Source organism: Comamonas odontotermitis, from assembly GCF_040396735.1.
Classification (GTDB): domain Bacteria; phylum Pseudomonadota; class Gammaproteobacteria; order Burkholderiales; family Burkholderiaceae_C; genus Comamonas; species Comamonas odontotermitis_C.
In genome coordinates this window covers 56,975-79,644 of sequence record NZ_JBEBNZ010000020.1, presented here as the reverse complement: position 1 = coordinate 79,644, position 22,670 = coordinate 56,975, and the positions used below count along the sequence as shown (strand labels likewise).

Below are 22,670 nucleotides of genomic sequence, written 5' to 3'. Positions count from 1 at the left end.
GCAGCTTCGCAAGGCGTTGTGCTGTCGATGAAGCGTATTGTATAGGAGTTTCCCCTGAGGTTTTGACAATTTGTCACCTCAGCTTCACAAATTTGTCAGGCAGCTCCCGCAACCGCCTTTTCGAGTGCTTCCACAAACATGTCGCCCACCTTGAAGCCAGCCTGCTGTTCGATTTCCTGAAAGCAAGTGGGGCTGGTGACATTGATTTCGGTGATGCTGTGCCCAATGATGTCGAGGCCGATCAACAGCAATCCGCGCGGAGCCAGCTTGGCACCGACCTGTTCGGCAATGGCTCGGTCTTCGGCTTCCAGCGGCTGGGCGACGCCCTTGCCGCCTGCGGCCAGGTTGCCACGCACTTCATTGCCTTGCGGTATGCGCGCCAGGCAGTACGGTACGGGCTGGCCGCCAATGATGAGCACCCGCTTGTCGCCCTTGACGATTTCCGGCAGGTATTTCTGCACCATGACGCTTTGCGCGCCGCCCTGGTTGAGGGTTTCGATGATGCTGCCCAGGTTCATGCCATCAGGGCCAACGCGGAAGATGCCCATGCCACCCATACCATCGAGGGGCTTGAGGATGATGTCCTGGTGCCTGGCATGAAAATCGCGGATGTCCTGTGCACTGCGTGTCACCAGGGTGGGCGGCGTGTACCGGGCGAATTCCATGACGGCCAGCTTTTCAGGGTGGTCGCGCAGGGAGGCGGGCTTGTTGAAGACCTTGGCGCCTTCGCGCTCCGCCTGTTCCAGCAAGTGGGTCGAGTAGAAGTATTCGCTGTCAAACGGCGGGTCCTTGCGCATGACGATGGCATCAAAGCTGGCCAGTTCGGTCCGGCGGCTCTGGGTTTCGTCGAACCAGGCAGATTCGTTGCCGGTCAGCAGGATGTCGCGCACGCGGGCGGTGACTTTTTCTCCGCTGATCCAGTGCATGTCCTGGGGCTCGCAGGCGCTGATGCGGTGGCCCCGTGCCTGGGCACTGCGCATCATGGCAAAGGTGCTGTCCTTGTAGATCTTGAAGGATTCGAGCGGGTCGGCAACAAAGAGGATATGCATGGTGTGACAGGCTGCCTCACAACAGCCACTATTCTTTCAATAGCTGCTTGCACCCATTGGGTGGACGCAAGCGGGCAAAACAATCGACGAAGCGCAGCCATGCCGCGCTCATCGCTTGCCATAATGTTGCACAAAAAGCGCGAGGCTGCCTGCCACCACGCCCCAAAAGGCTGATCCGACTCCGGCTATTGTCACGCCGCTCACGGTGACAAGGAAGGTGATCAGCGCGGCTTCGCGGTATTGCTCGCTTTGCACCGCCATGAACAGGCCGTTGCCAATGGTGCCCAACAGCGCAATGCCGGCAATTGCAACTACCAACTCGTGCGGAAAGGCGGTAAGCAAGCCCGCAATCACCACACCAAAGCAGCCAATCAGTACATAGATGACACCGCAGACCACGGCGGCCGCATAGCGGCGAGCCTTGTCGGGGTGCGCTTCTGGTCCCATGCAGATGGCGGCGGTGATGGCCGCCAGGTTGATGGCATAGCCGCCGAACGGCGCCAACACCAGGGTTGCCAGGCCCGTGATGGAGATCAGCTTGGAGATGGGCAAGTCGTAGCCCGTTCCACGGATGACTGCCACGCCAGGCAGATTCTGCGAGGCCATGGTGACGACAAACAGCGGCAGCGCCAGGCTGATGGCCGCCTGCAGACTGAAAGCCGGCATGGTGAAGACGGGAAAAGTGAGCCCCGGTTGCACAGCTGCCCACTGGATCTTGCCCTGCGCCAGCGCCACCACGATACCCACCGCCAGGGTCAGCATGACGGCATAGCGCGGCACCCAGCGACGCCCCATCAAATACACGACCAGCATCGCAACCACCAGCCAGGTATTGGTCTGCGCCGCAGCAAAGGCATCCAGCCCGAAACGGGTCAACACACCAGCCAGCAAGGCCGATGCGATGGCAATGGGGATGCGGTTCATCAGCCGCTCAAACCACCCTGTGAGGCCTACCAGGGTGATGAGCGCAGCGCTCAGCACAAAGGCCCCAATGGCTTCGTTCATGGTGAACGCGCCCGTGGCGCCCGCGGTTGCCAGCACGGCAGCACCTGGCGTGGACCAAGCCACCACGACCGGTTTGCGCCACCACATGCTGGGCAGCCAGCAGCACAGGCCTACGCCCATACCCAGTGCCCATACCCATGACGACAGCTGCGCAGGCGTGGCGCCAAAGCTTTGCGCCGCCTGAAAGACCACGGCAATGGAGCTGGTAAGGCCCACCAGCACCGTCACAAAGCCTGCCACGAGCGCCGATACGCTCAGATCCTTGAAAAACCGCATAGTGCATGGGGCTGGCTGGCGGGATGACATCGTGAACGCTCGCGCGGTGCATCCAGCAGCAGCCACTATCAAATAAATAGCTATCAGCGCTTACTTGTAGGGCGCAGATAGCCCAAAAGACTTAGATTTCCAGTTTGGAGCCCAGCTCCACCAGGCTGTTGCTGGGCAGCAGCAGAAACTCTGCCGCGCCCGCTGCATTGTGGTGCATCTGCGCAAACAGTTTCTGTCGCCACGGCGCCATGCCGGCGCTGGCCTTGTCGGTGGGAACGAACACGTCGCGCGAGAGGAAGTAGCTCGTGCTCATCGGCTCGGTGTCGCAGCCACGCAGGCGCAGCTGCTGCAGCGCCAGGGGCACATCCACGTCGTTCTTGAACCCGTAGTTCAGCTGTACCTGCCAGCAATCACTGCCCAGGGGCTCGATCGCGGTGCGCTTGTCCATGCCGATCCAGGGCACCTCGTGGTAGACGATGGTGACGAAGATGTTCTGCTCATGCAGCACCTTGTTGTGCTTGAGGTTGTGCAGCAGCGCCGTCGGCACCACGTTCGGGTCGGAGGTGAGGAAGACGGCCGTGCCCGGCACGCGCGTCGGTGGCGCCTGTAGCACCATCTGCAAAAAGCCCTTGAGTTCGATGCCATTGGCATGGAGCGTCTGGTAGACCAGCTCGCGCCCGCGCTTCCAGGTCATCATCATGGTGAACATCGACAGTCCGATCACCAGCGGGAACCAGCCGCCGTCAAACAGCTTGAGCAGGTTGGAGGCGAAGAAGGTGAAGTCGATGCAGAAGAAAAACAGCGTGGGCGCCAATGCCACCCACAGGGGGTACTTCCAGCCAAAGCGCAGCACAAAGAAGGTGAGCACCGTGGTGATCGTCATGTCCAGGGTGACCGCAATGCCGTAGGCCGCAGCCATGTTGCTGCTGGATTTGAACAGCAGCACCGCCAGCACGATGGCCCAGAACAGGCCCCAGTTGACGAAGGGAATGTAGATCTGCCCGGTATCGCGCACGCTGGTGTGCTGGATCTGTATGCGCGGCAGGTAGCCCAGCTGAATCACCTGCTTGGTGACACTGAAAGCGCCGGTGATCAGTGCCTGCGACGCAATCACCGTGGCCATGGTGGCCAGCACCACCACCGGCAGCAGGGCCCATTGCGGCGCCAGCATGAAAAACGGATTCTTCACCGCGTCGGCATTTTCCAGCACCAGCGCGCCCTGGCCAAAGTAATTGAGCACCAGCGATGGCATGGCAATGCCGAACCAGGCCAGGCGAATCGGCTTCTTGCCGAAGTGGCCCATATCGGCATACAGGGCCTCGGCGCCCGTCACGCACAGAACCACGGCGCCCAGAATGATGAAACTGATGCCCGGGTTGGCGATGATGAAGCGCAAGGCAAAATGCGGGCTGAGCGCCCAGAGCACCTGTGGATGGTCCACGATGTTCCACAGGCCGAGCGCTGCAATGCTGAGAAACCAGACCACCATGATCGGCCCAAAGAACTTGCCGATGCCAGCCGTTCCCCGCTTTTGCACCATGAACAGCGCCAGCAGCACCACCAGGGTGAGCGGTATCACCCAGGATTTGAACGCGGGGGAGACGACTTCCAGGCCTTCGACCGCCGAAAGCACCGAGATCGACGGTGTGATCACCCCATCACCATAAAACAGGCAGGTGCCGAATATACCGATCAGCATCAGCACGGAGCGCAGGCGTGGCTTGTCCTTGACCGCCTGCGAGGCCAGCGCCAGCATGGCGATCAGGCCACCTTCGCCATTGTTGTCTGCCCGCAGCACCAGCACCACGTACTTGAGCGAGACGATGAGCGTCAAGGTCCAGAACAGGATGGAGAGCACGCCATAGACGTTGTCGTGGGTGAAGGGCACATGGCCGGAGCCAAATACCTCTTTGAGCGAATACAGCACGCTGGTGCCGATATCGCCATAGACCACGCCGACCGCCCCCAGTGTCAGGGCGGAGAGCGATGATTTCTTGCTGTTTTGCACGTCAAGCCTTTGTGCCATGCCGCGCAGGGCATGCGTGTAATGATTTGGTTTGCATTGTGCGCTTGTTGCTGTGCCCGCAGTGCTGCGGCGCATCAGGGCAAGCCCGAATGGTGCGAGCCACCGGGCTTGGAGTTGCTTTCAAGTCACCAGAGGAGTTTCTGCCGAAGCGACCGATCAGTCGTAGATTTCGGCATCCGGGTCAGTGGCTTCCAGTTCGTAGCTTGCCGCCAACATCGCAAGGCGTGCCACCACGCCGTACATGTAGAAACGATTGGGGGCACTGGCGCCCACTGAGTCGCCAGGCGAGATGCCATGCTCGAAGGCGAGCGGAATGAAATGCGCACCCGGCACATTCAGGTTCTCTTCTGCGCCCCGGTCCGAGTGCGCGCGGTAATAGCCGCCCACCACATAGCGGTCGATCATGTAGACCACGGGCTCTGCCGCTTCGCCATCCATGCGCTCGACAGTCTGCACGCCTTCCTGAATGATCATGTCGTGCACCAACTGGCCATCCTTGACGAGGGACATCTGGTTCTTGGTCTTGGCAGGCAGCTGTCCCAGCTCCTTGGCATCGTGCACCGTCATCACGCCCATGCCGTAGGTGCCGTTGTCGGCCTTGACGACGACAAACGGCGTCTCCTTGATGCCATATTCCTTGTACTTGCGGCGCACCTTGGTCAGCATGGCGTCGACATCTTCGCGCAGTTCATCGAGTGCGTGCTCGCCGGTGTCGTTGAAGTCCACCCCCTGGCGGCTGGTAAACAGCGGGTTGATCAGCCAGGGATCGATGCCCATCAGCTTGCCAAAGCGCTTGGCCACTTCCTCGTAGCTCTGGAAATGGCGGCTCTTGCGGCGCACGCTCCAGCCTGCATGCAGGGGAGGCAGCACAAACTGCTCGTACACCTCTTCCAGAATGCCCGGGGCCCCCTTGGAGAGGTCGTTGTTCAGCAAGATGGTGCAGGGGTCAAAGTACTTGAGCCCCAGGCGGCGGCCATGGCGCAATGCAGGCTCCACCACCAGCTCCTGGTTGCCCACCTTCAGCTTGACGGTTTCCTTGATGTCCGGGTCGATCGAGCCGATGCGTACATTGAGCCCGGCCATCGAGAAGATGTTCTGCAGTTGCGCCAGATTGGCCAGGTATTGCGGGTTGCGTGTCTGGTTCTCCGGAATGATCAGCAGGTTGCGCGCCTCGGGGCATATCTTTTCGATAGCAGCCATCGAAGACTGCACGGCCAGCGGAATCATTTCCGGGGTCAGATTGTTCCAGCCGCCGGGAAACAGGTTGGTGTCCACCGGGGCCACCTTGAAGCCTGCGTTGCGAATGTCCACCGACGAGTACAGGGGCGGCGTATGTTCCATCCACTCCAGGCGGAACCAGCGCTCGATCGCGGGCATGGCGTCGAGCATCCGTTGTTCCAGTTCGTTGATGGGCCCCGTTAGGGCTGTTATGAGATTCGGGACCATAGATGAAGGTTGTTTGAGGGCTCAAAAAGAACGAGCAAAAAACAATTGCGTGTCAATTGTAGAGAGTTGACGCCCAAAGTCACCCTCTGTTGTAACGCGGTGGTCAAAAGCAAATGCTCACCTGCGCCAGAAAGCAGGCGTCAGCAGGGCAAGGAAGCTCAAAATTTCCAGGCGCCCCATCAGCATGCCCAGGGTCGTCACACTGAGCTGGAAGCTGGTCAGACCCGCAAAATTGTTGCTGGGGCCCAGGTCACCCCAGCCGACACCCGCGCAGTTCACGCTTGCCAGCACGGCGCCCAGCGCATTCATGAAATCCATGTCCGTCAGCAGCAAGGCCATGGTCAGCACGGCAATCGTGGCGCAGTACACCAGCATGAAAGCCAGCACCGAGAAAATCACGCGCTCGTCGATGGCATTGCCGCCAATGGTAACGGGCTGCACCGCATTGGGATGCACCAGGCGCCGCATCTCGCGCCGCGTCTGCTTGAGCAGCAGCAGCATGCGGATCATCTTGATGCCGCCGCCGGTCGAGCCCGCGCTCGTCGCTACGCCCGACAGCAGCAGCATCAGTACCGGAGCAAAAGGGGGCCACAGGCCGAAATCCACCGTCGCGTACCCCGTGGTGGTGGCCACCGAGACCGTGTTGAACACCGCATGGCGCACCGCCTCGGCGGGCCCATAGACCCCTTTGACCCACAGGATCATGCCAATCACCAAACCAGCGCCCACCAAGGTCCCCAGGGTCGCGCACACCTCCGGCTCCTTGTAAAGCACCGACATGCGGCGTTTGCGCAGCGCGACGAAGTAAAGCGCGAAATTGCAGCTCGCCAGCAACATGAAGAAGATGCAGATACCCTCGATCAGTGGCGAGTTGAAATAGGCAAAGCTGGCGTCATGCGGTGTGAGCCCGCCCAGGCTGACCGTGGTGAACATCAGCATGATGGCGTCCAGCGGCGTCATGCCGGCCAGCCAGTAGGCGAGCGCGCAGGCGAGAGAAAACACGCCATAGACCGTCCACAGCCCCTTGGCGGTCTCGGCCATGCGCGGCGTCAGCTTGGTGTCCTTGACGGGGCCCGCCGCCTCTGCCCGAAACAGCTGGCTGCCCCCCATGCCCAGCATGGGCAGAATGGCCACCGCCAGAATCAGAATCCCCATGCCCCCCATCCACTGCAGAAAGGTGCGCCAGATGTTCAGGGAAACCGGCAGGGTGTCCACATGGTTGAGCACGGTGGCGCCCGTGGTGGTGAGCCCCGACACCGCCTCGAAGTAGGCATGCTGCCAGCTCAGCGCCCGGCCGATCTGCCCATAGCCCAGGTACAGGGGCAAGGCGGCAAAAAGCGGAAAGGCAGTCCAGACAAAGGCGACCAGGATGATGCCGTGGCGGGCCTGCAGTTCGCGCTGCTCGTGGCGCGCGCTCCACCACAAGAGCAGGCCGCAGATCCAGGCGAGCCCCATGGCCCTGGGGTAGACGCTGAAGATGCCGTCGTCGAATGCCAGCGACGCAGCAGCTGGCACGGCCATGGTGCAGCCAAACATGAGCAGCAGCACACCCAGGATGCGCAGGACGGGTCGCAGATCGGTCATCGCGGCGCCTAGAAGAAGGTGACTCCGACCCGGAAGAGCGATTCCACCTCGTGCACCAGGCGCTTGTTGGGCAGGAACAGGATCACGTGGTCATTGCTCTGGATGATGGTGCCGCTGGTGGGCACGATCACCTGGGGCGGCTCCTTCGCATCGGCCGCCTGGCCTTCGCGCTCCGGCGCCTCGCTGCCATTGGTGTTGCGCGCATCGGGCTCGGGCAGGCCCCGCACAATCATGCCGATGTGCACATCATGCGGCAGGCGCAGGCTGCCCACGCGCTTGCCCACCACGCGCGAAGTCTTCGCGTCGCCCCGCGCCACGATCTCGATCGCCTCGGCAACCCCCCGGCGCAGGCTGTGCACGGCCTGCACATCGCCCTGGCGCACATAGGCCAGCAGCTCACCCAGGGTGGCCTGCGCGGGCGACAGCGCAATGTCGATCTGGGTGCCGTGCATCAGGTCGGCATAGGTGCGGCGGTTGATCAGCGCCAGCACACGCGTGGCGCCCAGCTTCTTGGCCAGCAGACACGACATGATGTTGTCTTCGTCATCGTCGGTGATGGCGATGAACAGATCCACGTCCTCGACGTTTTCCTCTTCCATCAGATTTTCATCGGTCGCATCGCCCCGCAGCACGAGCACATCCGATGACAGGCGCGAGGCCAGATACACGCAGCGGCTCTCGTGCTTTTCGATGATCTTGACCTGGAAACGCTTGGAATCCTTGGTGAGCGAGCGCGCCAGGCGCATGCCCACACGCCCGCCGCCAGCCACCATCACGCGGCGCACGGGCTGTTCCAGCTCGCCCACCTGGCGGTTGAACGCAGCCAGCACATCGCCCAGGTGCTCCTTGTCCGACAGCACGAACACTTCGTCGCCCGGCTCGATGCGCGTGCTGCCTTCCACGGAGACCAGACGGTCGGCCTCGTGGTGAAAGCGGCGGTAGATACCCACCACGCGCACGGCGCCTTGCGGCAGGTTCTGCTGCACATCGGCCACGCTCAGGCCCACCAGCGGCGCACCGCCGCGCGCGCGCACCGAGGCCAGCGCCGCGTAACCCTGCGCAAACTCCCGCACCTGCAAGGCCTCGGGGTAGCGCACCAGCTTGCCGATGTAGCCCATCAAGGCCTCTTCCGGACAGAAGGCATGGGTCACGCCGAAACCACCCTCTTCCAGCAAGGCAGGGTGGCTCTTCAATGCAATCGACCGCACGCGCACGATGCGGGTGGGAATATTGAAGACGACCTGCGCCACCTTGCAGGCCACCAGATTGGTCTCGTCCTGCGAAGTGCAGGCAATCAGCATGTCGGTGTCGGCGGCACCCGCCTCGGCCAGCACATCCGGGCTGATGCCATTGCCCACCACACCTCGCAGGTCAAAGCGGGTTTCCAGATCGCGCAGGCGCACACCATCCGTGTCAATGACGGTGATGTCATTTTTTTCGCCCAGCAGGCTCTCCGCAACGCTTTCGCCCACGCGGCCCGCGCCCAAGATCAGAATTTTCATAAAAAATGCCCCTGCGCTTCAACGCGCTGTCTATGGCAACCCCTTGCAGGGGCCATCCTTCACTCTGGGGCAATCCGGTGTTAAAAGCGGCGCACCACGCCAGTGCCGCGCCTGAACGGCCGCATCATAACGTGGTGTCGTGCAGCGGCCGTGTCGGCAAATGGCGACGCCGGTGTGCTGTTGGGTGCGCCATTGCCAACCATTGTCAGCAATGGAGCATCCACCGAAGCATCAGCCTCGCACTTCGCCCTCACCCAGCACGATGTACTTGAGCGAAGTCAAGCCCTCTATGCCTACCGGGCCGCGGGCGTGGAACTTGTCGGTGCTGATGCCGATCTCGGCGCCCAGGCCAAACTCGAAGCCGTCGGCAAAGCGCGTGCTCGCATTGACCATGACGCTTGCCGAATCGACTTCGCGCAGGAATTGCTGCGCATGCATGTGGTCGCGCGTCAGGATCGCCTCGGTATGGTGGCTGGAATACTGGTTGATGTGGGCGATGGCTTCATCCACCCCCGCCACGATCTTGATCGAGATGATCGGCGCCAGATACTCCTCGCTCCAATCCTGCTCCTGCGCTTGCACCGTGCGCGCGCCTTGCACCGTTTTCAATAGCGCAAGTGACTCGGCGTCACAACGCATTTCCACATCCTTGGCGGCAAACACCGCGCCAATGCGGGGCAGGAAACCGGCGGCCACGCCCCGCGCCACCAACAGGCTTTCGGTGGCATTGCAGGGGCTGTATTTCTGCGTCTTGGCGTTCTCCACCACTTTCAGCGCCATGTCCAGATCGCAGGGATCATCGACATAGGTGTGGCAATTGCCGTCCAGGTGCTTGATGACGGGCACCTTGGCGTCGCGGCTGATGCGCTCGATCAGGCCCTTGCCGCCGCGCGGAATGATCACATCCACAAAGGCAGGCATGGCGATCAGCTGGCCCACGGCCTCACGGTCCGTGGTCTGCACCAGTTGCACCGCCTGGGCGGGCAGACCCGCTTCTGCCAGCGCCTGCGCCACCAGGGCAGCCAGCGCCTTGTTTGACTCGATGGCCTCAGAGCCTCCGCGCAAAATACAGGCGTTGCCGCTCTTGATCGACAGGCTGGCAGCCTCGATCGTCACGTTCGGACGGCTTTCATAGATCATGCCGAACACGCCAATGGGCACGCGCATCTGGCCCACGCGGATGCCACTGGGCATCTGCTTCATGCCCAGCACTTCGCCAATCACATCGGGCATCGCTGCCAACTGCTCGCAACCTTGGGCACAGGTCTCCAGCACCTTGGGGCTCAAGCGCAGGCGATCAACCATCGGCGCAGACAACCCATTGGCGACGGCGCGCTCCAGATCCTTGGCGTTGTCCGCCTGCAGTGCCTCGGTCTGCGCGCGCAACAGGCGCGCCAAAGCCAGGAGAGCTTTGTTTTTGGTAGCAGCAGATGCTTTGGCCATCTGCGCAGAGGCTTGTTTTGCCTGCAAACCCAGGGTCTGCATGTATTCCGCGATGTTCAGGGCGTTCATGCCGCTATTGTCGCATTTGCTGCATTGCAGCGCTGGTGAGCACGTTCCCAGAACGTGTTTACGATCTCCTCGCGCCGCGACAGTGGCTTTGCGGGGCGCCCGGCTAGGGATGGGCTGCTAGGGGCGCGCCTGGCGGCGCAATACCGCAGCAATAGCCCCGCTATTGCGAGGATTTGCAACAACGCAGACTGCCCCTAGCCGGGCGCCCCTGACCGGGCGTCCCTGACCGGGCGTCCCCAAAACCACTGTCCCTCCGGGTTGGAGTGAAATCGGGCGATTTCTTCGCGCTGGCCCTTGCTTGCACCCCGGTGCAAGCTGTGGCCCATCGCTTCGAACTCATCCCGATTGCACTCCAACGCGGCTGCGTAGAGATCGTAAACACGTTCTCAGTGAACAGCCCCAGGCAATTCCCAAGCTGGCGGGCGCCAAATGCGCTCTACACTCGGGCCATGAACAGCCACCAGGAGACCCGCATGCAATCGACCGCACTACGCCAGTTGGGAGCCCTGCAGGATGCGCTGGACCACTTTGGAGCCGGCCACATGGATGCCTCGGCGCTCAGCCAGCAGGCCCGCACCTATACCGATCTGCTGGGCGCCCTCCCCCCCAAGTTTGAAGAGGTGTTGCTGCAGTTGCTGGACCGGCTGGAATCCAGCGCCCTGTTTGACGAAGAAAGCTGTTCCTTCAGCCAGAAGGACCTGACCGACAGCTTGAAGCTCTGGCTGGACAAGGCCACCGCCCGGCTGGGCGAAACGGCTTGAGCAGCCTCCTGCCGCGCGCAGGCTTATTGCAGACTTAACGCAGTACGCCGCAAGATCCGAAAATTTGCAAACAATACGCGCAGATTTAAAGAAAGATGAATGCAGGTAAAGGCCTGCAAATGCACGCGCACCCGCATCGCGCCGGTGCTACCTTGAGGGCCTCATCAACAGCGCCCCGTGGGCGCGGAGGTCGCAAAATGGGCTTGCTCAACGAAGTGATTGGCGCCGTGGTTGCCGAAGAAGCACTGTCCAAAGCCGATGCAGACGCCGGCTTTCTCAAGAAGGCCATGGCCGCCGTGGCCGGCTTTGAGGGAGAGAAGGTGATCGAGGAGAAGCTGACCGAGCACCAGGCACAACAGGTACCCGGCACAGACAGTCAGTAGACGGGCGGCAGGCAATGCCCCTGGAACCAACGGGCCGCATTGCGCGGCCCGTTTGCAAGGGAGAAGCGCTTCAGCGGCGTCGGCCGTTGGTCCAGATGGCGCCCGTCGTGAGCGCGCCGTCCAGACTCACATTCACCAGCGATGCACCTGACAGGTTGGCGCCCGACAGGTTGGAATTGCTCAGATCCACATTGACCAGCTCTGCGCCCTGGAAATTGGCGCCCTGCAGGTTGGAGTTGGACATGTCCACATTGGTGAAGCTATGGCCGGCAAAGTTGGCATTGGCCAGGTTGGAGTTGGCCATGTCGGCGTTCACATGCTCGCGCCCACCACCCGATGGCTTTCGGCCATGGCTTCTGCTCTGCACGGTCACCGTCTGACTGCCGCTGGATTCCACCACCACGGCAGCGCCCCCAGAGCCCGAGCCCCGCACCGTGGTGCTGCGACCGGGGATATTCGTCTCTGCCACGGCGCCCTTGCCCGATGCTGCATTGACCACCGAGCCGTTGACAATGACCGCCGCGCCACTGGCTCCGCCGCGCACATCCACGCCGGGGGCCGAAATGACGGCGCCTTGCGCCCATACGCTGCCTGCAGTCAGCGTGACCACCAGTGCGGCGCTGCATGCGGCCGCGCCGCGCACCCATGTTGTTTGTTGCATGGTTTTCTTCCTTTCTCTCACTACTGCGACAGCAGTGCATTGCTTGCATCATCAGACGCCGGCGTGCCAGGGGCCCGCACAGGCGCCTGCGGCCCCTCTGTCGGCTCCGTCTGCACCGCAGTGGGCGACGGGCTGTTGGTATCGGTTGTTCCATCGGCAGGCCACGGCTGCTCCGCCTGTGGCCCCGTTGGCGCTTCAGGCATCACAAAGGCCTGGCGCAGCAAGTCGGCCAGCGGATCGGCCACCCGCACCGGTCGGTCGGGAAGCTGCGCCGGCGCTTTTTCTTCCACCTTCAGCGCCACGGCGTTGATGCGGGCTGCCAGCTCCTGCATCCAGGCTTCGTCGATCACCGCCTGTTTTTCGCTGCTTCGGCTGAAAATCAGGCCCAGAAACTCACGCGCCTTGGACGACCCGGCATCCGCCGCGCGCCGGTAGTACTGGATGGCAGTCGCAAAGTTGCGCTGCACACCCCGCCCCAGGTGGTAGCGGTAGGCCAGCTCCAGCAGCGCATCGGCACTGCCGTCGTCGGCCCGGGCACGCAAGCGAGCCAGTTGCTCCGATTCACTGGCGCGCTGGTAATTGGCCAGCCGGTTCAGGTTCTGCTGCGCCGTCTGGCTCCCTTTGGCGACGGCCTGCACGTACAGTTCCTTGGCTTCCGCCATGCGGCCATCGAGTTCACGCTCCACACCCAAGTCATTCAGGGCCATGGCATCGCCTTCGCGCGCCGCCTGCTCCAGCAGCAGGCGTGCCTGCTGCGCAGCCTTGGGCCCGGTCATGCGGCGCTCCACCAGCGACAGGAGGTAGCTCGCCTTGGACAGGCCCGCCTCCGATGCCCGCTGCAGCCACTGCCGCCCGGCGGGCACATCACGCACCCCACCGCTGCCCGTGCCCAGCATGTAACCCAGGCCCGCCATGGCACGGGCATCGCCCTGGGCGGCGGCCATGCCCCACCACTGCCGCGCCTGCGCACCCGCCTGTGGCAGGCCTGCATTGCGGTAGTAGTACAAGCCCAGCTCCACCTGCGCCCGGCTGTCGCCCTCTTGCGCCTGGCGGCGCAACACCTGCAGGCTGGCCTCCGAGCGGCTCGGTGCCGGCACACGGATGGATGCACTGCCACCAGCGCCACCTGAGGGTTGCGCTGCGGGCGCCGCCGCACTCCCTGCATCGCCGCCGCCATCGCTATGGGGCAGCACGATCGCTGCCATGCCACTCAGGCTGTAGAGCGCCAGGCTGGTGGCGAGCACCGAACGCCGCCAATGTTGCATCGCCCCTTTCATGAGCGCTTTCCGCGGCGCGGCGTTTTCTCAGGAACGGCGGGCGCCAGCACCACAGGGCCTTCCACTTCCCACTGCAGGGTCGATTGGGCGATCACGCCCTCCTGCGCCTGCACCTGCTGCTGCACGGCCTCGATGGTGGTTACACCGGCGAGCGGCTCCAGCTTGGCATTGGTCAAAGCTGCAGGTACACGCCCGGTCAGGGGCTTGGCGGTCATCGCGCAGTACACCTGCTCGGTTCCCGCCCGTGCAGTTTCGATCAGGAACGAATTGGACTGCGACACGTCAGGCACCATCAGTCCCATATTGCCCTGCGCCACCACTGCCTGCTGCTGCGGATTGGGGTATATCTGGGACACCACGTTGGCTGCATCCTTGTAGTAGCAGTACAGGAACCCAGAGCGCGCCGGCGCAATGCGCAGCACGACCGAGTTGCCAATCTGCAGCCTGGGCTCCTTCTGGCCGAGCAGCGCCACGGTCAATCCGTTGTGCGCAGGCTCGTTCATGGGCAGCGCATGCTCGCGCGGCTTGAGTTCATTGCTTTGCGGCGAATAGCTCGATGCCAGCTTGTCCTCTGCCGACATGCCCACGTAATTGCGCAGCAGGCCGGTGTAGGTTTCAAAGTTCACGGTGCCCACCGGGGTCATGTCCAGCGAAGCCTGGTAGGTGGCCAAGGCATTGCGCAATGCGGTGGAATCGTTGCCATCGACAGGGCCGCTCCATACGCCCTGCGCCTGGAGCACGCGCTGCGCCAGGTTGATCCGGTCGGTGGCGGACTGCTCCTCGTACCACGCACGCATCTGGCGCTTGAACTCGGGATGGTTCTGTTCGTAGTCGATGCACTGCCAGTACGGAATCTTGGCCCATTTGCCCACCAGTTCGATGGCCGCCAGATCGACCAGCAGACGCACCGCAGCGCCCGCGCCCTGGTTGTTGTCTGCCGCCACCTCGTACTGCACGCCCATGCGGTAGATGTGCTTGGGCAGCCCCGTTGCGCGCCCACCGATCTCCACCCCCTTGCCGCCGGTGGCCACCACCAGCTCATTGGCGGAATCCAGGCCCGGGTACAAGGTGCGCGAATTCATGTCGCCCAGGTGCAGATCGAGCCCGACGACCGATCCCAGCACATCCCAGCTGTAGCCGGTGTCGGTGTTCGCGGTGGAAACGCCAATGCTGCGGCGCTTGGACACCACCGTCTTGTCGCCAAAGCTGATGGCGCCCGAAATATAGATCTGCGGCTTGCGCAGCTCGATCTGCCCGTTGTTGAGCAGCAGGCTGGTCATGGTCTGCACCGTGTCCTGCTTCAAGGCATCCACCTCGTAATCGACCACGCGGAAAGCCTGGCTGGTGCGCGACATGCGCGAGATGGCCGTGATCAGCATTTCCTTGGTGCCGGTGCTGAAAAGCCCAGAAGGATCGGGGATCGATTTGACAGCAATCAAGGTTGCAGGCACCTGTTCGGCCGCCAGCATGCGGTCCATGCAGGCCAGTCCTTCACGCATGGCAGATGCCGATTTCGTAGGCGTCACCAACGGAGTCTGCTCGGTGATGCCTTTTTCAATGATGTCCTTGCGATCCGACAGGCCCGGATCGATGGCACAGGCTGACAGCGCCAGCACGCAAGGCCACAACAAGGCGTGGCGGAGGTAGGAAATTTGCATGATTTATAAAATCGTTATGTATGTCCGGTATCAGCCGTCGCACTCGTCGGCCCCGGCACCCCTCTGACGCAGGATCTGGGCAGCAGCGCCGCCATGCCTACTTGCAAATATTGATGACTGAGCCGCGCACCACCGTGACCTGGTCGGTGTTGCCGCCGCCGTACCGGTTGCCGATACCCGCGATGCCCTCGTTCACCTTGGGCTGGGTGCCCACGTTGGTGGTGCAGTTCTTGCCTGATGGGCTGGTGACCATTTCGCGTTCGATGTTGGCGCGCACATCCTTTTCGCCCATGTTGTCGCGCGCCATCACGTTCACCACTTTGTTACGAGATGCAGGATCCAGCCCGTTGCGGCCCGCCGGTGGTTTCTGCTGTGCCTGCACCAGACCGCATGCCAGGCCCAGTACCGCAGCGCATATAAAACCTGTTTTCATATGCTCCTCCCTTGCAATTGAATTGGGGTGATTCAATCACCCCATTCTTTGATCAAAGCAATACCGGCGATTTACTTGCCGTCGTTCGAAGCCAGATTCTGCTCAGCCTTGGTCATGGCACCGATAGCCATGTTGGCCACAGCACCATTGGTCACCGAAACTTCTTGCTTGTTATTGCCACCAATATTGACATTACCCTTGTTGGAAGCCAGATTCTGCTTGGCCGTTGCGCCAGCACCGATAGCCATATTGGCCACGGCGCCGTTCTTTACGGTAACCTTCTGGTCATTATTGCCACCGATTTTCACCTCGGCTTGCGCAGCAAATGCGATTGCCATACCAGACACCAGAACAGCGATAACTTTTTTCATAAAAACTCCTCGTTACTGAAATAAAAGAGTGCTTGTAGGAGCACTGTTGCAATCAGTCCCTCCACTTCGGAGCAACCGAACTTCATCAACGGCCCTGACAGCTGCAGCTATCAGCGGCCACCAATGTTCACCACATTGCGCACACCCATGCCGGAAGCCTGGGTGACCACCGGCCCGCCCACGGACACCACCTGGTTGCCGGCGCCGGAGCCGCCATTGCGTGACGCAATATTCAATTCACTGTACGCACCAAACATGGCGGAATTCACCACCGCGCCATTGACCACAGCCACCTGATTATTCCCACGAATATTGGAGATATTCTTGGTGGACGAGATATTCATTACCGCATGCGCACCGGGGCCAGAGATATTCACTGCACCGCCGCTGATGATGACCTGCTGGTTATTCTGCGCCTGCACGGCCGGCAGAAAAGCAGCCACCGCCAATGCAGCCATCCACTTCTGCAGGCCAAAACGGAAAATGGCCTGTATGGCCATGTTTTGCGGGTATTTCATCTTCACCTCACAAATATGCATTCAAACTATCTTGTCTCAGGTCGCATTTGTACCTGCCTAAAATGGCACTGCGGTGACTGATTGCAACCAAATGATTCAAGTCAAATTAATGACATTTGAAACATCTAGATTCTCGAATGAATGTTCTGTGAAACACTCCCTCTGAAATCCTTACATGACAGTCAAAAAAGACGTTACATATGGGCTCATAGAGTGGGTAGATGATCGTGCTATCACTTTACATAGCAGAGCAATTTCTTCGCTCGCTTTACATTTGAACCTGCCAGAGGCCAAGAAAAAGCCCGCAGATGCGGGCTTGGGTTCATGTGAAAAAGCGGGCTATCAAAGTCAGCGCCCCTGCGCACAGGCCTTGCAGGTCTGCAAAGCGAGGCGGTGCAGCGCCTGCCAGCCATCCTGGGGCCATTCAGGCACCTTCAGGCCTTTGACAATGCCATCGACGGCATGGGCCGAATGCAGCAGCCGGGCGACGGCCGCGTCGCTGATGCGCGGCAGCACGCGCTCGAAATGGCGCTCCTTGTTGCCCCAGACACGGTTTTCGCGCAACGCCATGGGCATGGGGCGGCCGTTGCGCAACGCGTCCTTGACGCGCTTCATCGCGCGAATGTCCTCGGCCAGCGCCCAATGCACCAGCACCTCGGCCTCGCCCTCCGCCTGCAGGCCACTGAGCATGCGTTCGGTACGCAGCACCTGGCCAGACAGCACGGCGTCCGACAGCTTGAACACGTCATAGCGCGCCACGTTCAGCACGGCCTGCTCCACCTGCTCGAATGCCAGCTCCCCCGGTGGATAGAGCAGGCCCAGCTTCTGGATTTCCTGGTGCGCGGCAAGCAGATTGCCCTCTACACGGTCGGCAAAAAAAGCCAGGGTGCGCTGGCCTTCTTCGCCGCTTTTGACGTGCTGGCCCTGCAATTGCAGGCGCTGGGCAATCCAAGGCGGCAGCACCGCGCGCTCAATGCTGTCGACCTGAATGGTCGCGCCATTGGCCTCCAATGCGGCAAACCAGGCACCGGTCTTGGTCGCCTTGTCGAGCCTGGGCAGGATGACGATGGTGAGCGCGGCATCATTGCCCACGCTGCTTTCAGCCAGTTGCTGCAAGGCGGCGCTGCCGTCCTTGCCCGGCTTGCCACTGGGAATGCGGACCTCGATGATCTGCTTGTCCGCGAAGAGCGAGAGGCTGCCTCCAGCGGCGAGCACGGCGCTCCAGTCAAAATGCGCACCAGCCACGGTGAAGCTGTTGCGTTCGCTATGCCCTGCAGCGCGGGCGGCGGCACGGATCGCATCCACGGCCTCCTGCACCAGCAGGGCTTCATCGCCATGCACGGTGTAGAGCGTGCGCAGGCCCTTGCCGAGCTGGGCGGTCAACTGGTTCAGGGCAATTTGCATGTTTTTTGCCTGCTGGTGGCTTCCTCACAAGCGCTGATAGCTATATTTCTTATAGCAATCGACGCCATGTCACAGTGCCATCAATCCGTGGTGGTGACTGTCTTGACGATGGACAGGCGCCGCACAATCTGTTGCACCAGATCGGTCTGCATGTCACGGAACAGCATCTCTTCCTCGTTGGCCTTGGACAGCGCATAGGTTTCGACGTAGCTGATTTCGCGGTACTGCATCAGCTCCGCCTCGGTCACGTAGTAGCCGCCCTTCTGGTCGCGCACCCGAAAGCGCGTGAACAGGCGAATCTGCAGTTCACGCACTTCGCCTGCGGCATTGCGCGACACCACCACACGTTCACGGCGCTGGCCCAGATCGTCATAGATGGCTTCGGCCTGCAAGGCCTCGGTCGGGTCGCGCAGCACTTTGAGTGAGCCCACGCCTTCAAGATTGCGCTGCAGTTCCTTGAGAAAGGGCGAATTGGCCGCACCGTTCAAATACAGCGATTTGAAGGCGAAATCGACCGATCCGCGCAGCTTGAAGCCACACGCCGCGAGCAGCGGCGCGCTTGCAAGGGCAGTGAGCAGCGTGCGTCTATTCATGCGCTTAGACTACCACGTTCACCAGGCGACCCGGCACCACGATGATCTTTTTGGGCACCGCGCCCGCAGCGATCTTCTGGAACTCCTCATTGGCCAGTGCGGCAGCTTCAATGGCTGCCTTGTCGGCGCCGGCGGCCACCACGATGGAGCCGCGCAGCTTGCCATTGACCTGCAGCATCAGCTGGATCTCGTCCTGCACCAGCGCCTGCGGATCGACCTGTGGCCAGGCCGCATCCAGCAGGCCGCCCATGGCTTTGTCGTAGCCCAGCGCATTCCACAGCATCTGCGTGAGGTGGGGCGTGGCGGGGTACAGCGCGCGCAACAGGATGCCGAAGCCTTCGACAACAGCTTCGCGGCCGCCCTGGCTGTCGAGGGCCTTGAAGTCTTCCAGCGCGTTGATCATCTTCATCGCACCGGAGACCACGGTGTTGTACTGCATGCGCGAGTAGTCGTATTCCACCTGCTTGAGCACGGTGTGGATTTCCAGGCGCAGTGCCTTGGCTTCCTTGCTGAATTGGACGCCTTTGAGGCCATCGGCGCCCAGTGCATTTGCACGAATAGCTACAAATTCAGGAGCATTCAGCTTGAAGCCGAAGTTGTACACGCGGCGCAGGAAGCGGTAGCTGCCTTCGACGGCCGATTCGTTCCACTCCAGCGTCAGCTCGGGTGGCGCGGTGAACATGGTGTACAGGCGCGCGGTGTCGGCGCCGTATTTCTCGATCAAGTCCTGCGGATCGACACCGTTGTTCTTGGACTTGGACATGGTCGTCATCTCGTAATCGAGCTTCGACCCATCGGCCTTCAGGGTGCCGCCAATCACCACGCCATTGTCATTGGTGATGAGATCGACTTCATGCTCCCAGTAGTACGCCTTGGCGCCCGTGGGCAGTTTTTGCGAGAACGCGCCACGCAGCACCATGCCCTGCGTCAGCAGCTTGGTGAATGGCTCATCGATCTTCACCAGGCCCAGGTCGCGCATCACCTTGGTCCAGAAACGCGCGTACAGCAGGTGCAGGATGGCGTGTTCAATGCCGCCGATGTACTGGTCCATCGGCATCCAGTAGTCGGCGCCGTCGGCCACCATGTGCTCGCTGTTCTTCGCGTCGCAATAGCGCATGAAGTACCAGGACGAATCCACGAAGGTGTCCATGGTGTCGGTCTCGCGGCGGGCGCTCTTGCCGCAGCAGGGGCAGACCACGCCCGCGTGGAAGGCTTCGCTCTTGATCAGCGGATTGCCCGAGCCATCGGGCACCAGGTCCTGCGGCAGCACAACCGGCAGGTCCTTCTCGGGCACGGGCTGCGGGCCGCAGTCTTCGCAGTGGATGATGGGGATCGGCGTGCCCCAGTAGCGCTGGCGGCTGATACCCCAGTCGCGCAGGCGCCAGGTGGTCTTGAGCTCGCCCAGGCCCTTGGCTTCGAGCGCCTTGGCCACGGCTTGCACGCCGTCCTTGTAATGGAGCCCGTCAAACGCGCCGGAGTGGATGAGAACACCGCGCTCCTTGTCGCCATACCAGTCATGCCACTGCTTGCTATCGTAGGGGCCTTCGCCTTCCACCGCCACCACCTGCTGGATCGGCAGGCCGTACTTGTTGGCAAACGCAAAGTCGCGCTCGTCGTGCGCAGGCACGCCCATCACGGCGCCATCGCCATAGCTCATCAGCACATAGTTGCCAATCCACACCTCGACCTGTGCGCCGGTGATGGGGTGGGTGACGAACAGGCCCGTGGGCTTGCCTTCCTTTTCCTTGACGGCCAGCTCCGCCTCGGTCGTGCCGCCCTTCTTGCATTCTTCGATGAAGGCGGCCAGCTCGGGCTTGCCAGCCGCCGCGTGCAAGGCCAGGGGGTGCTCAGGCGCCACGGCGCAGAAGGTCACGCCCATGATGGTGTCGGCACGGGTGGTGAAGACATACATCTTGCCGTCACCGATCAGCGCGCCGTCAGCGCCCTTGACGTCGTGGGTGAACGCAAAGCGAACGCCGGCGCTCTTGCCGATCCAGTTTTCCTGCATCAGGCGCACCTTGTCGGGCCAGCCGGTCAGGGTCGCCTTGGGGTTGCCCATCTGCACGTGGTCAAGCAGCTCCTGCGCGTACTCGGTGATCGCCAGGTAGTAGCCGGGGATCTCACGCTTTTCCACCAGCGCGCCGGTACGCCAGCCGCGGCCGTCGATCACCTGTTCATTGGCGAGCACGGTCTGGTCCACCGGGTCCCAGTTCACGGTCTGGGTCTTGCGGTAGGCAACGCCCTTTTCCAGCATCTTGAGGAACAGCCACTGGTTCCACTTGTAGTAATCCGGATCGCAGGTGGCCACTTCGCGGCTCCAGTCGATAGCCAGACCCATCGCCTGCATCTGCTTTTTCATGTAGGCGATGTTGTCGTAGGTCCACTGCGCAGGGGGCACCTTGTTCTTGATGGCGGCGTTCTCGGCCGGCAGCCCGAAGGCATCCCAGCCCATGGGCATCAAGACGTTGTAGCCCTGCATGCGCAGCTGGCGCGTGAGCATGTCGTTGATGGTGTAGTTGCGCACGTGGCCCATGTGGAGCTTGCCGCTGGGGTAGGGCAGCATGGAACATGCGTAGAACTTCTTCTTGCCTGCGTCTTCGCTCACGCGGTAGGCATCTTGGGCTTGCCACTGGCTCTGCGCTGCGGCTTCAACATCGGAATGGTTGTATTTCTCTTGCATGGAACGGGTCTGGAACAAGCGGCGGCCCACCGCATTGGGGGGCCGCGCCCATCGGGGATTCAATGGGCCAACAATTGGGCAAAGATTGTAGGCGCATCGCCATAGCCCCGTGTGCTGCTAGTGCCGCAGCCCGCCATGCGGTTTTGGGGCTGCGTGCAAAAATACCCTGCAGATACATGGCTGGTGCGCGCCGAGACTGCGCCAGCCGCTCCTGTTTTGATAACTGGCCGCGTCGACCGGGCCTGAAAGGATTCTTGCCTGTGAATTGGGATGCCATCAACGACCTCGACCCCTGGATGCAGACTGCGGCGGGCCTTGCCGCCCTGGTGGCGCTGGCCTATGTGCTGCGTGCCATAGTGCGGTTCGGCCTGTTGAAAGCAGCATCGCGCCTGCGCAACGCCCCCAATGCAACCAACTGGCTGCGCGCCCTGCTGGACGACCGCGTGCTCACCAAAGCTGCACAGGTCGTGCCATCGCTGGTCATCCAGACGGGCATCGTCGTGGTGCCGCACCTGCCCTTGATGGTGTCCACCGTGGTGCGCAATGTTGCCATTGCGGTGACCGTGCTGCAGGTGGCGCGCCTTCTGATGGCCGTACTCGATGGCGTCTTGCAGCGCAACGAAGACCGGCTGCAGGCCGACCAGAGCACGCGCTCGATCAAGAGCTATGTGCAACTGGGCAAGCTGCTCATCACGCTGGTGGCAGGTATCGTGATGGTGGCCGTGCTCATCGACCGCTCGCCCCTCATCCTGCTCAGCGGCCTGGGCGCCATGTCGGCGGTGCTGATGCTGGTGTTCAAGGACACGATCCTGTCCTTCACCGCCGGAGTGCAACTCTCGGGCAACGACATGCTGCGGGTGGGCGACTGGCTGCAGATGGACCAGGTGGGCGCCGACGGCGCGGTGGTAGACATGGCACTCAACACCGTCAAGATCCGCAACTGGGACAACACCATCACCACCATTCCCACCTGGCGGCTGATGAGCGACAGCTTCAAGAACTGGCGCGGCATGTCCGAATCCGGCGGCCGCCGCATCAAGCGCAGCCTGCGCATCGATACGGAAAGCATCCGCTTTCTCTCGGAAGCCGAGATCGGGGAGCTTGGCCGCATCCAGCTGCTGGCGCCCTACCTGCACAGCAAGATGGCGGAGATCACCGCCTACAACTACGACTTTTCCACCCAGGCCCCGGACATGGCCGATGAAGTGGTCAACCTGCGCCAGCTCACCAACATCGGCACCTACCGGGCCTATGTCAACCTGTACCTGCGCGCGCATCCCAAGCTCAGAAAGGACATGACCTTGATGGCCCGGATGATGGAGGCCACCGCCGAAGGCACGCCGCTGGAGGTGTATGCCTTCACCGACACCACGGCTTGGCAGGAATATGAAGCCATCCAGGGCGACATCTTTGATCACCTGATGGCCATCCTGCCGGAATTCGGCCTGCGCGCCTTCCAGTACCCATCAGGCTCCGATGTGAAGATCGCGCTGCGCCAGAATGAGGTACGGGCACTGGACAGCTGAGTTCCAGGCGCCCC

The 22,670-nt window shown here is 61.8% G+C and carries 19 protein-coding genes; 3 read left to right on the top strand and 16 right to left on the bottom strand.

The genetic code is table 11. The features are described from left to right. Window positions 1-95: 95 nt before the first annotated feature. From gshB to ACH2DG_RS16205, 7 genes are all read right to left on the bottom strand, one after another. Window positions 96-1,049: a glutathione synthase gene (gene gshB / locus ACH2DG_RS16235; RefSeq protein ID WP_395027427.1), complete on the bottom strand. Its 954-nt coding sequence runs from the start codon at window positions 1,047-1,049 to the stop codon at window positions 96-98. Window positions 1,050-1,157: 108 nt separating this feature from the next. Then, window positions 1,158-2,330, bottom strand: coding sequence for a benzoate/H(+) symporter BenE family transporter (locus ACH2DG_RS16230; RefSeq protein ID WP_395027425.1), 1,173 nt, complete (start codon window positions 2,328-2,330; stop codon window positions 1,158-1,160). Window positions 2,331-2,451: 121 nt separating this feature from the next. After that, window positions 2,452-4,347 (bottom strand): potassium transporter Kup, encoded by a 1,896-nt coding sequence (locus ACH2DG_RS16225; RefSeq protein ID WP_395027424.1) that lies wholly within the window; start codon window positions 4,345-4,347, stop codon window positions 2,452-2,454. A gap of 156 nt (window positions 4,348-4,503) precedes the next feature. Continuing rightward, window positions 4,504-5,793, bottom strand: a complete 1,290-nt coding sequence (gene gshA, locus ACH2DG_RS16220; protein ID WP_395027422.1) for a glutamate--cysteine ligase — start codon at window positions 5,791-5,793, stop codon at window positions 4,504-4,506. A 117-nt stretch (window positions 5,794-5,910) separates the two neighbouring features. Next, a complete protein-coding gene (locus tag ACH2DG_RS16215; protein ID WP_395027420.1) occupies window positions 5,911-7,377 on the bottom strand; it encodes a TrkH family potassium uptake protein in 1,467 nt (488 codons plus the stop codon). Window positions 7,378-7,385: 8 nt separating this feature from the next. After that, window positions 7,386-8,879, bottom strand: a complete 1,494-nt coding sequence (gene trkA, locus ACH2DG_RS16210; protein WP_395027419.1) for a Trk system potassium transporter TrkA — start codon at window positions 8,877-8,879, stop codon at window positions 7,386-7,388. A 231-nt stretch (window positions 8,880-9,110) separates the two neighbouring features. Continuing rightward, the gene (locus ACH2DG_RS16205) at window positions 9,111-10,391 is read right to left on the bottom strand and encodes a glutamate-5-semialdehyde dehydrogenase (RefSeq protein ID WP_395027417.1); all 1,281 of its coding nucleotides are present in this window, start codon (window positions 10,389-10,391) and stop codon (window positions 9,111-9,113) included. 473 nt (window positions 10,392-10,864) lie between these two features. Here ACH2DG_RS16205 and ACH2DG_RS16200 point away from each other — a divergent pair, with 473 nt between their 5' ends. Both ACH2DG_RS16200 and ACH2DG_RS16195 read left to right on the top strand, forming a co-directional pair. Next, complete coding sequence (locus tag ACH2DG_RS16200; protein WP_395027415.1) at window positions 10,865-11,152, top strand: hypothetical protein; 288 nt, start codon at window positions 10,865-10,867, stop codon at window positions 11,150-11,152. A gap of 197 nt (window positions 11,153-11,349) precedes the next feature. Further along, window positions 11,350-11,535, top strand: a complete 186-nt coding sequence (locus tag ACH2DG_RS16195) for a hypothetical protein (RefSeq protein ID WP_224151191.1) — start codon at window positions 11,350-11,352, stop codon at window positions 11,533-11,535. A 70-nt stretch (window positions 11,536-11,605) separates the two neighbouring features. Here the strand turns inward: ACH2DG_RS16195 and ACH2DG_RS16190 are convergent, their stop codons facing one another. From ACH2DG_RS16190 to leuS, 9 genes are all read right to left on the bottom strand, one after another. Beyond that, window positions 11,606-12,196 (bottom strand): pentapeptide repeat-containing protein, encoded by a 591-nt coding sequence (locus ACH2DG_RS16190; RefSeq protein ID WP_395027413.1) that lies wholly within the window; start codon window positions 12,194-12,196, stop codon window positions 11,606-11,608. Between the two features lie 20 nt (window positions 12,197-12,216). Beyond that, window positions 12,217-13,461, bottom strand: coding sequence for a tetratricopeptide repeat protein (locus ACH2DG_RS16185; protein ID WP_395027412.1), 1,245 nt, complete (start codon window positions 13,459-13,461; stop codon window positions 12,217-12,219). A gap of 8 nt (window positions 13,462-13,469) precedes the next feature. Next, complete coding sequence (locus tag ACH2DG_RS16180) at window positions 13,470-15,131, bottom strand: DUF4384 domain-containing protein (RefSeq protein WP_395027411.1); 1,662 nt, start codon at window positions 15,129-15,131, stop codon at window positions 13,470-13,472. 97 nt (window positions 15,132-15,228) lie between these two features. Then, window positions 15,229-15,564 carry a hypothetical protein gene (locus ACH2DG_RS16175; protein ID WP_224151187.1) on the bottom strand — a complete coding sequence of 112 codons (336 nt, stop codon included), beginning with the start codon at window positions 15,562-15,564 and terminating at the stop codon, window positions 15,229-15,231. Window positions 15,565-15,635: 71 nt separating this feature from the next. Beyond that, complete coding sequence (locus ACH2DG_RS16170) at window positions 15,636-15,935, bottom strand: hypothetical protein (protein WP_224151186.1); 300 nt, start codon at window positions 15,933-15,935, stop codon at window positions 15,636-15,638. 110 nt (window positions 15,936-16,045) lie between these two features. Further along, on the bottom strand, window positions 16,046-16,453 hold the full coding sequence (locus tag ACH2DG_RS16165) for a hypothetical protein (RefSeq protein WP_395027409.1): 408 nt from the start codon (window positions 16,451-16,453) through the stop codon (window positions 16,046-16,048). 348 nt (window positions 16,454-16,801) lie between these two features. Next, window positions 16,802-17,857, bottom strand: a complete 1,056-nt coding sequence (holA, locus tag ACH2DG_RS16160; RefSeq protein ID WP_395027407.1) for a DNA polymerase III subunit delta — start codon at window positions 17,855-17,857, stop codon at window positions 16,802-16,804. Between the two features lie 80 nt (window positions 17,858-17,937). Continuing rightward, window positions 17,938-18,450, bottom strand: coding sequence for an LPS assembly lipoprotein LptE (lptE, locus tag ACH2DG_RS16155; RefSeq protein WP_395027406.1), 513 nt, complete (start codon window positions 18,448-18,450; stop codon window positions 17,938-17,940). Window positions 18,451-18,454: 4 nt separating this feature from the next. Then, window positions 18,455-21,130 (bottom strand): leucine--tRNA ligase, encoded by a 2,676-nt coding sequence (gene leuS, locus ACH2DG_RS16150; protein WP_395027405.1) that lies wholly within the window; start codon window positions 21,128-21,130, stop codon window positions 18,455-18,457. Between the two features lie 296 nt (window positions 21,131-21,426). On the opposite strand from leuS, the gene ACH2DG_RS16145 reads away from it, so the two are divergent. Continuing rightward, a complete protein-coding gene (locus ACH2DG_RS16145) occupies window positions 21,427-22,656 on the top strand; it encodes a mechanosensitive ion channel family protein (RefSeq protein ID WP_395027431.1) in 1,230 nt (409 codons plus the stop codon). Window positions 22,657-22,670 lie beyond the last annotated feature (14 nt).

Coding starts and splice junctions, on each gene's coding strand:
- ACH2DG_RS16225 (WP_395027424.1), bottom strand. CDS start 4,347: ATGGCACAAAGGCTTGACGTGCAAAACAGCAAGAAATCATCGCTCTCC.
- holA (WP_395027407.1), bottom strand. CDS start 17,857: ATGCAAATTGCCCTGAACCAGTTGACCGCCCAGCTCGGCAAGGGCCTG.
- ACH2DG_RS16215 (WP_395027420.1), bottom strand. CDS start 7,377: ATGACCGATCTGCGACCCGTCCTGCGCATCCTGGGTGTGCTGCTGCTC.
- ACH2DG_RS16175 (WP_224151187.1), bottom strand. CDS start 15,564: ATGAAAACAGGTTTTATATGCGCTGCGGTACTGGGCCTGGCATGCGGT.
- gshB (WP_395027427.1), bottom strand. CDS start 1,049: ATGCATATCCTCTTTGTTGCCGACCCGCTCGAATCCTTCAAGATCTAC.
- ACH2DG_RS16190 (WP_395027413.1), bottom strand. CDS start 12,196: ATGCAACAAACAACATGGGTGCGCGGCGCGGCCGCATGCAGCGCCGCA.
- ACH2DG_RS16205 (WP_395027417.1), bottom strand. CDS start 10,391: ATGAACGCCCTGAACATCGCGGAATACATGCAGACCCTGGGTTTGCAG.
- trkA (WP_395027419.1), bottom strand. CDS start 8,879: ATGAAAATTCTGATCTTGGGCGCGGGCCGCGTGGGCGAAAGCGTTGCG.
- ACH2DG_RS16200 (WP_395027415.1), top strand. CDS start 10,865: ATGCAATCGACCGCACTACGCCAGTTGGGAGCCCTGCAGGATGCGCTG.
- ACH2DG_RS16180 (WP_395027411.1), bottom strand. CDS start 15,131: ATGCAAATTTCCTACCTCCGCCACGCCTTGTTGTGGCCTTGCGTGCTG.
- ACH2DG_RS16185 (WP_395027412.1), bottom strand. CDS start 13,461: ATGCAACATTGGCGGCGTTCGGTGCTCGCCACCAGCCTGGCGCTCTAC.
- leuS (WP_395027405.1), bottom strand. CDS start 21,130: ATGCAAGAGAAATACAACCATTCCGATGTTGAAGCCGCAGCGCAGAGC.
- ACH2DG_RS16170 (WP_224151186.1), bottom strand. CDS start 15,935: ATGAAAAAAGTTATCGCTGTTCTGGTGTCTGGTATGGCAATCGCATTT.
- ACH2DG_RS16230 (WP_395027425.1), bottom strand. CDS start 2,330: ATGCGGTTTTTCAAGGATCTGAGCGTATCGGCGCTCGTGGCAGGCTTT.
- ACH2DG_RS16165 (WP_395027409.1), bottom strand. CDS start 16,453: ATGAAATACCCGCAAAACATGGCCATACAGGCCATTTTCCGTTTTGGC.
- ACH2DG_RS16195 (WP_224151191.1), top strand. CDS start 11,350: ATGGGCTTGCTCAACGAAGTGATTGGCGCCGTGGTTGCCGAAGAAGCA.
- gshA (WP_395027422.1), bottom strand. CDS start 5,793: ATGGTCCCGAATCTCATAACAGCCCTAACGGGGCCCATCAACGAACTG.
- ACH2DG_RS16145 (WP_395027431.1), top strand. CDS start 21,427: ATGCAGACTGCGGCGGGCCTTGCCGCCCTGGTGGCGCTGGCCTATGTG.
- lptE (WP_395027406.1), bottom strand. CDS start 18,450: ATGAATAGACGCACGCTGCTCACTGCCCTTGCAAGCGCGCCGCTGCTC.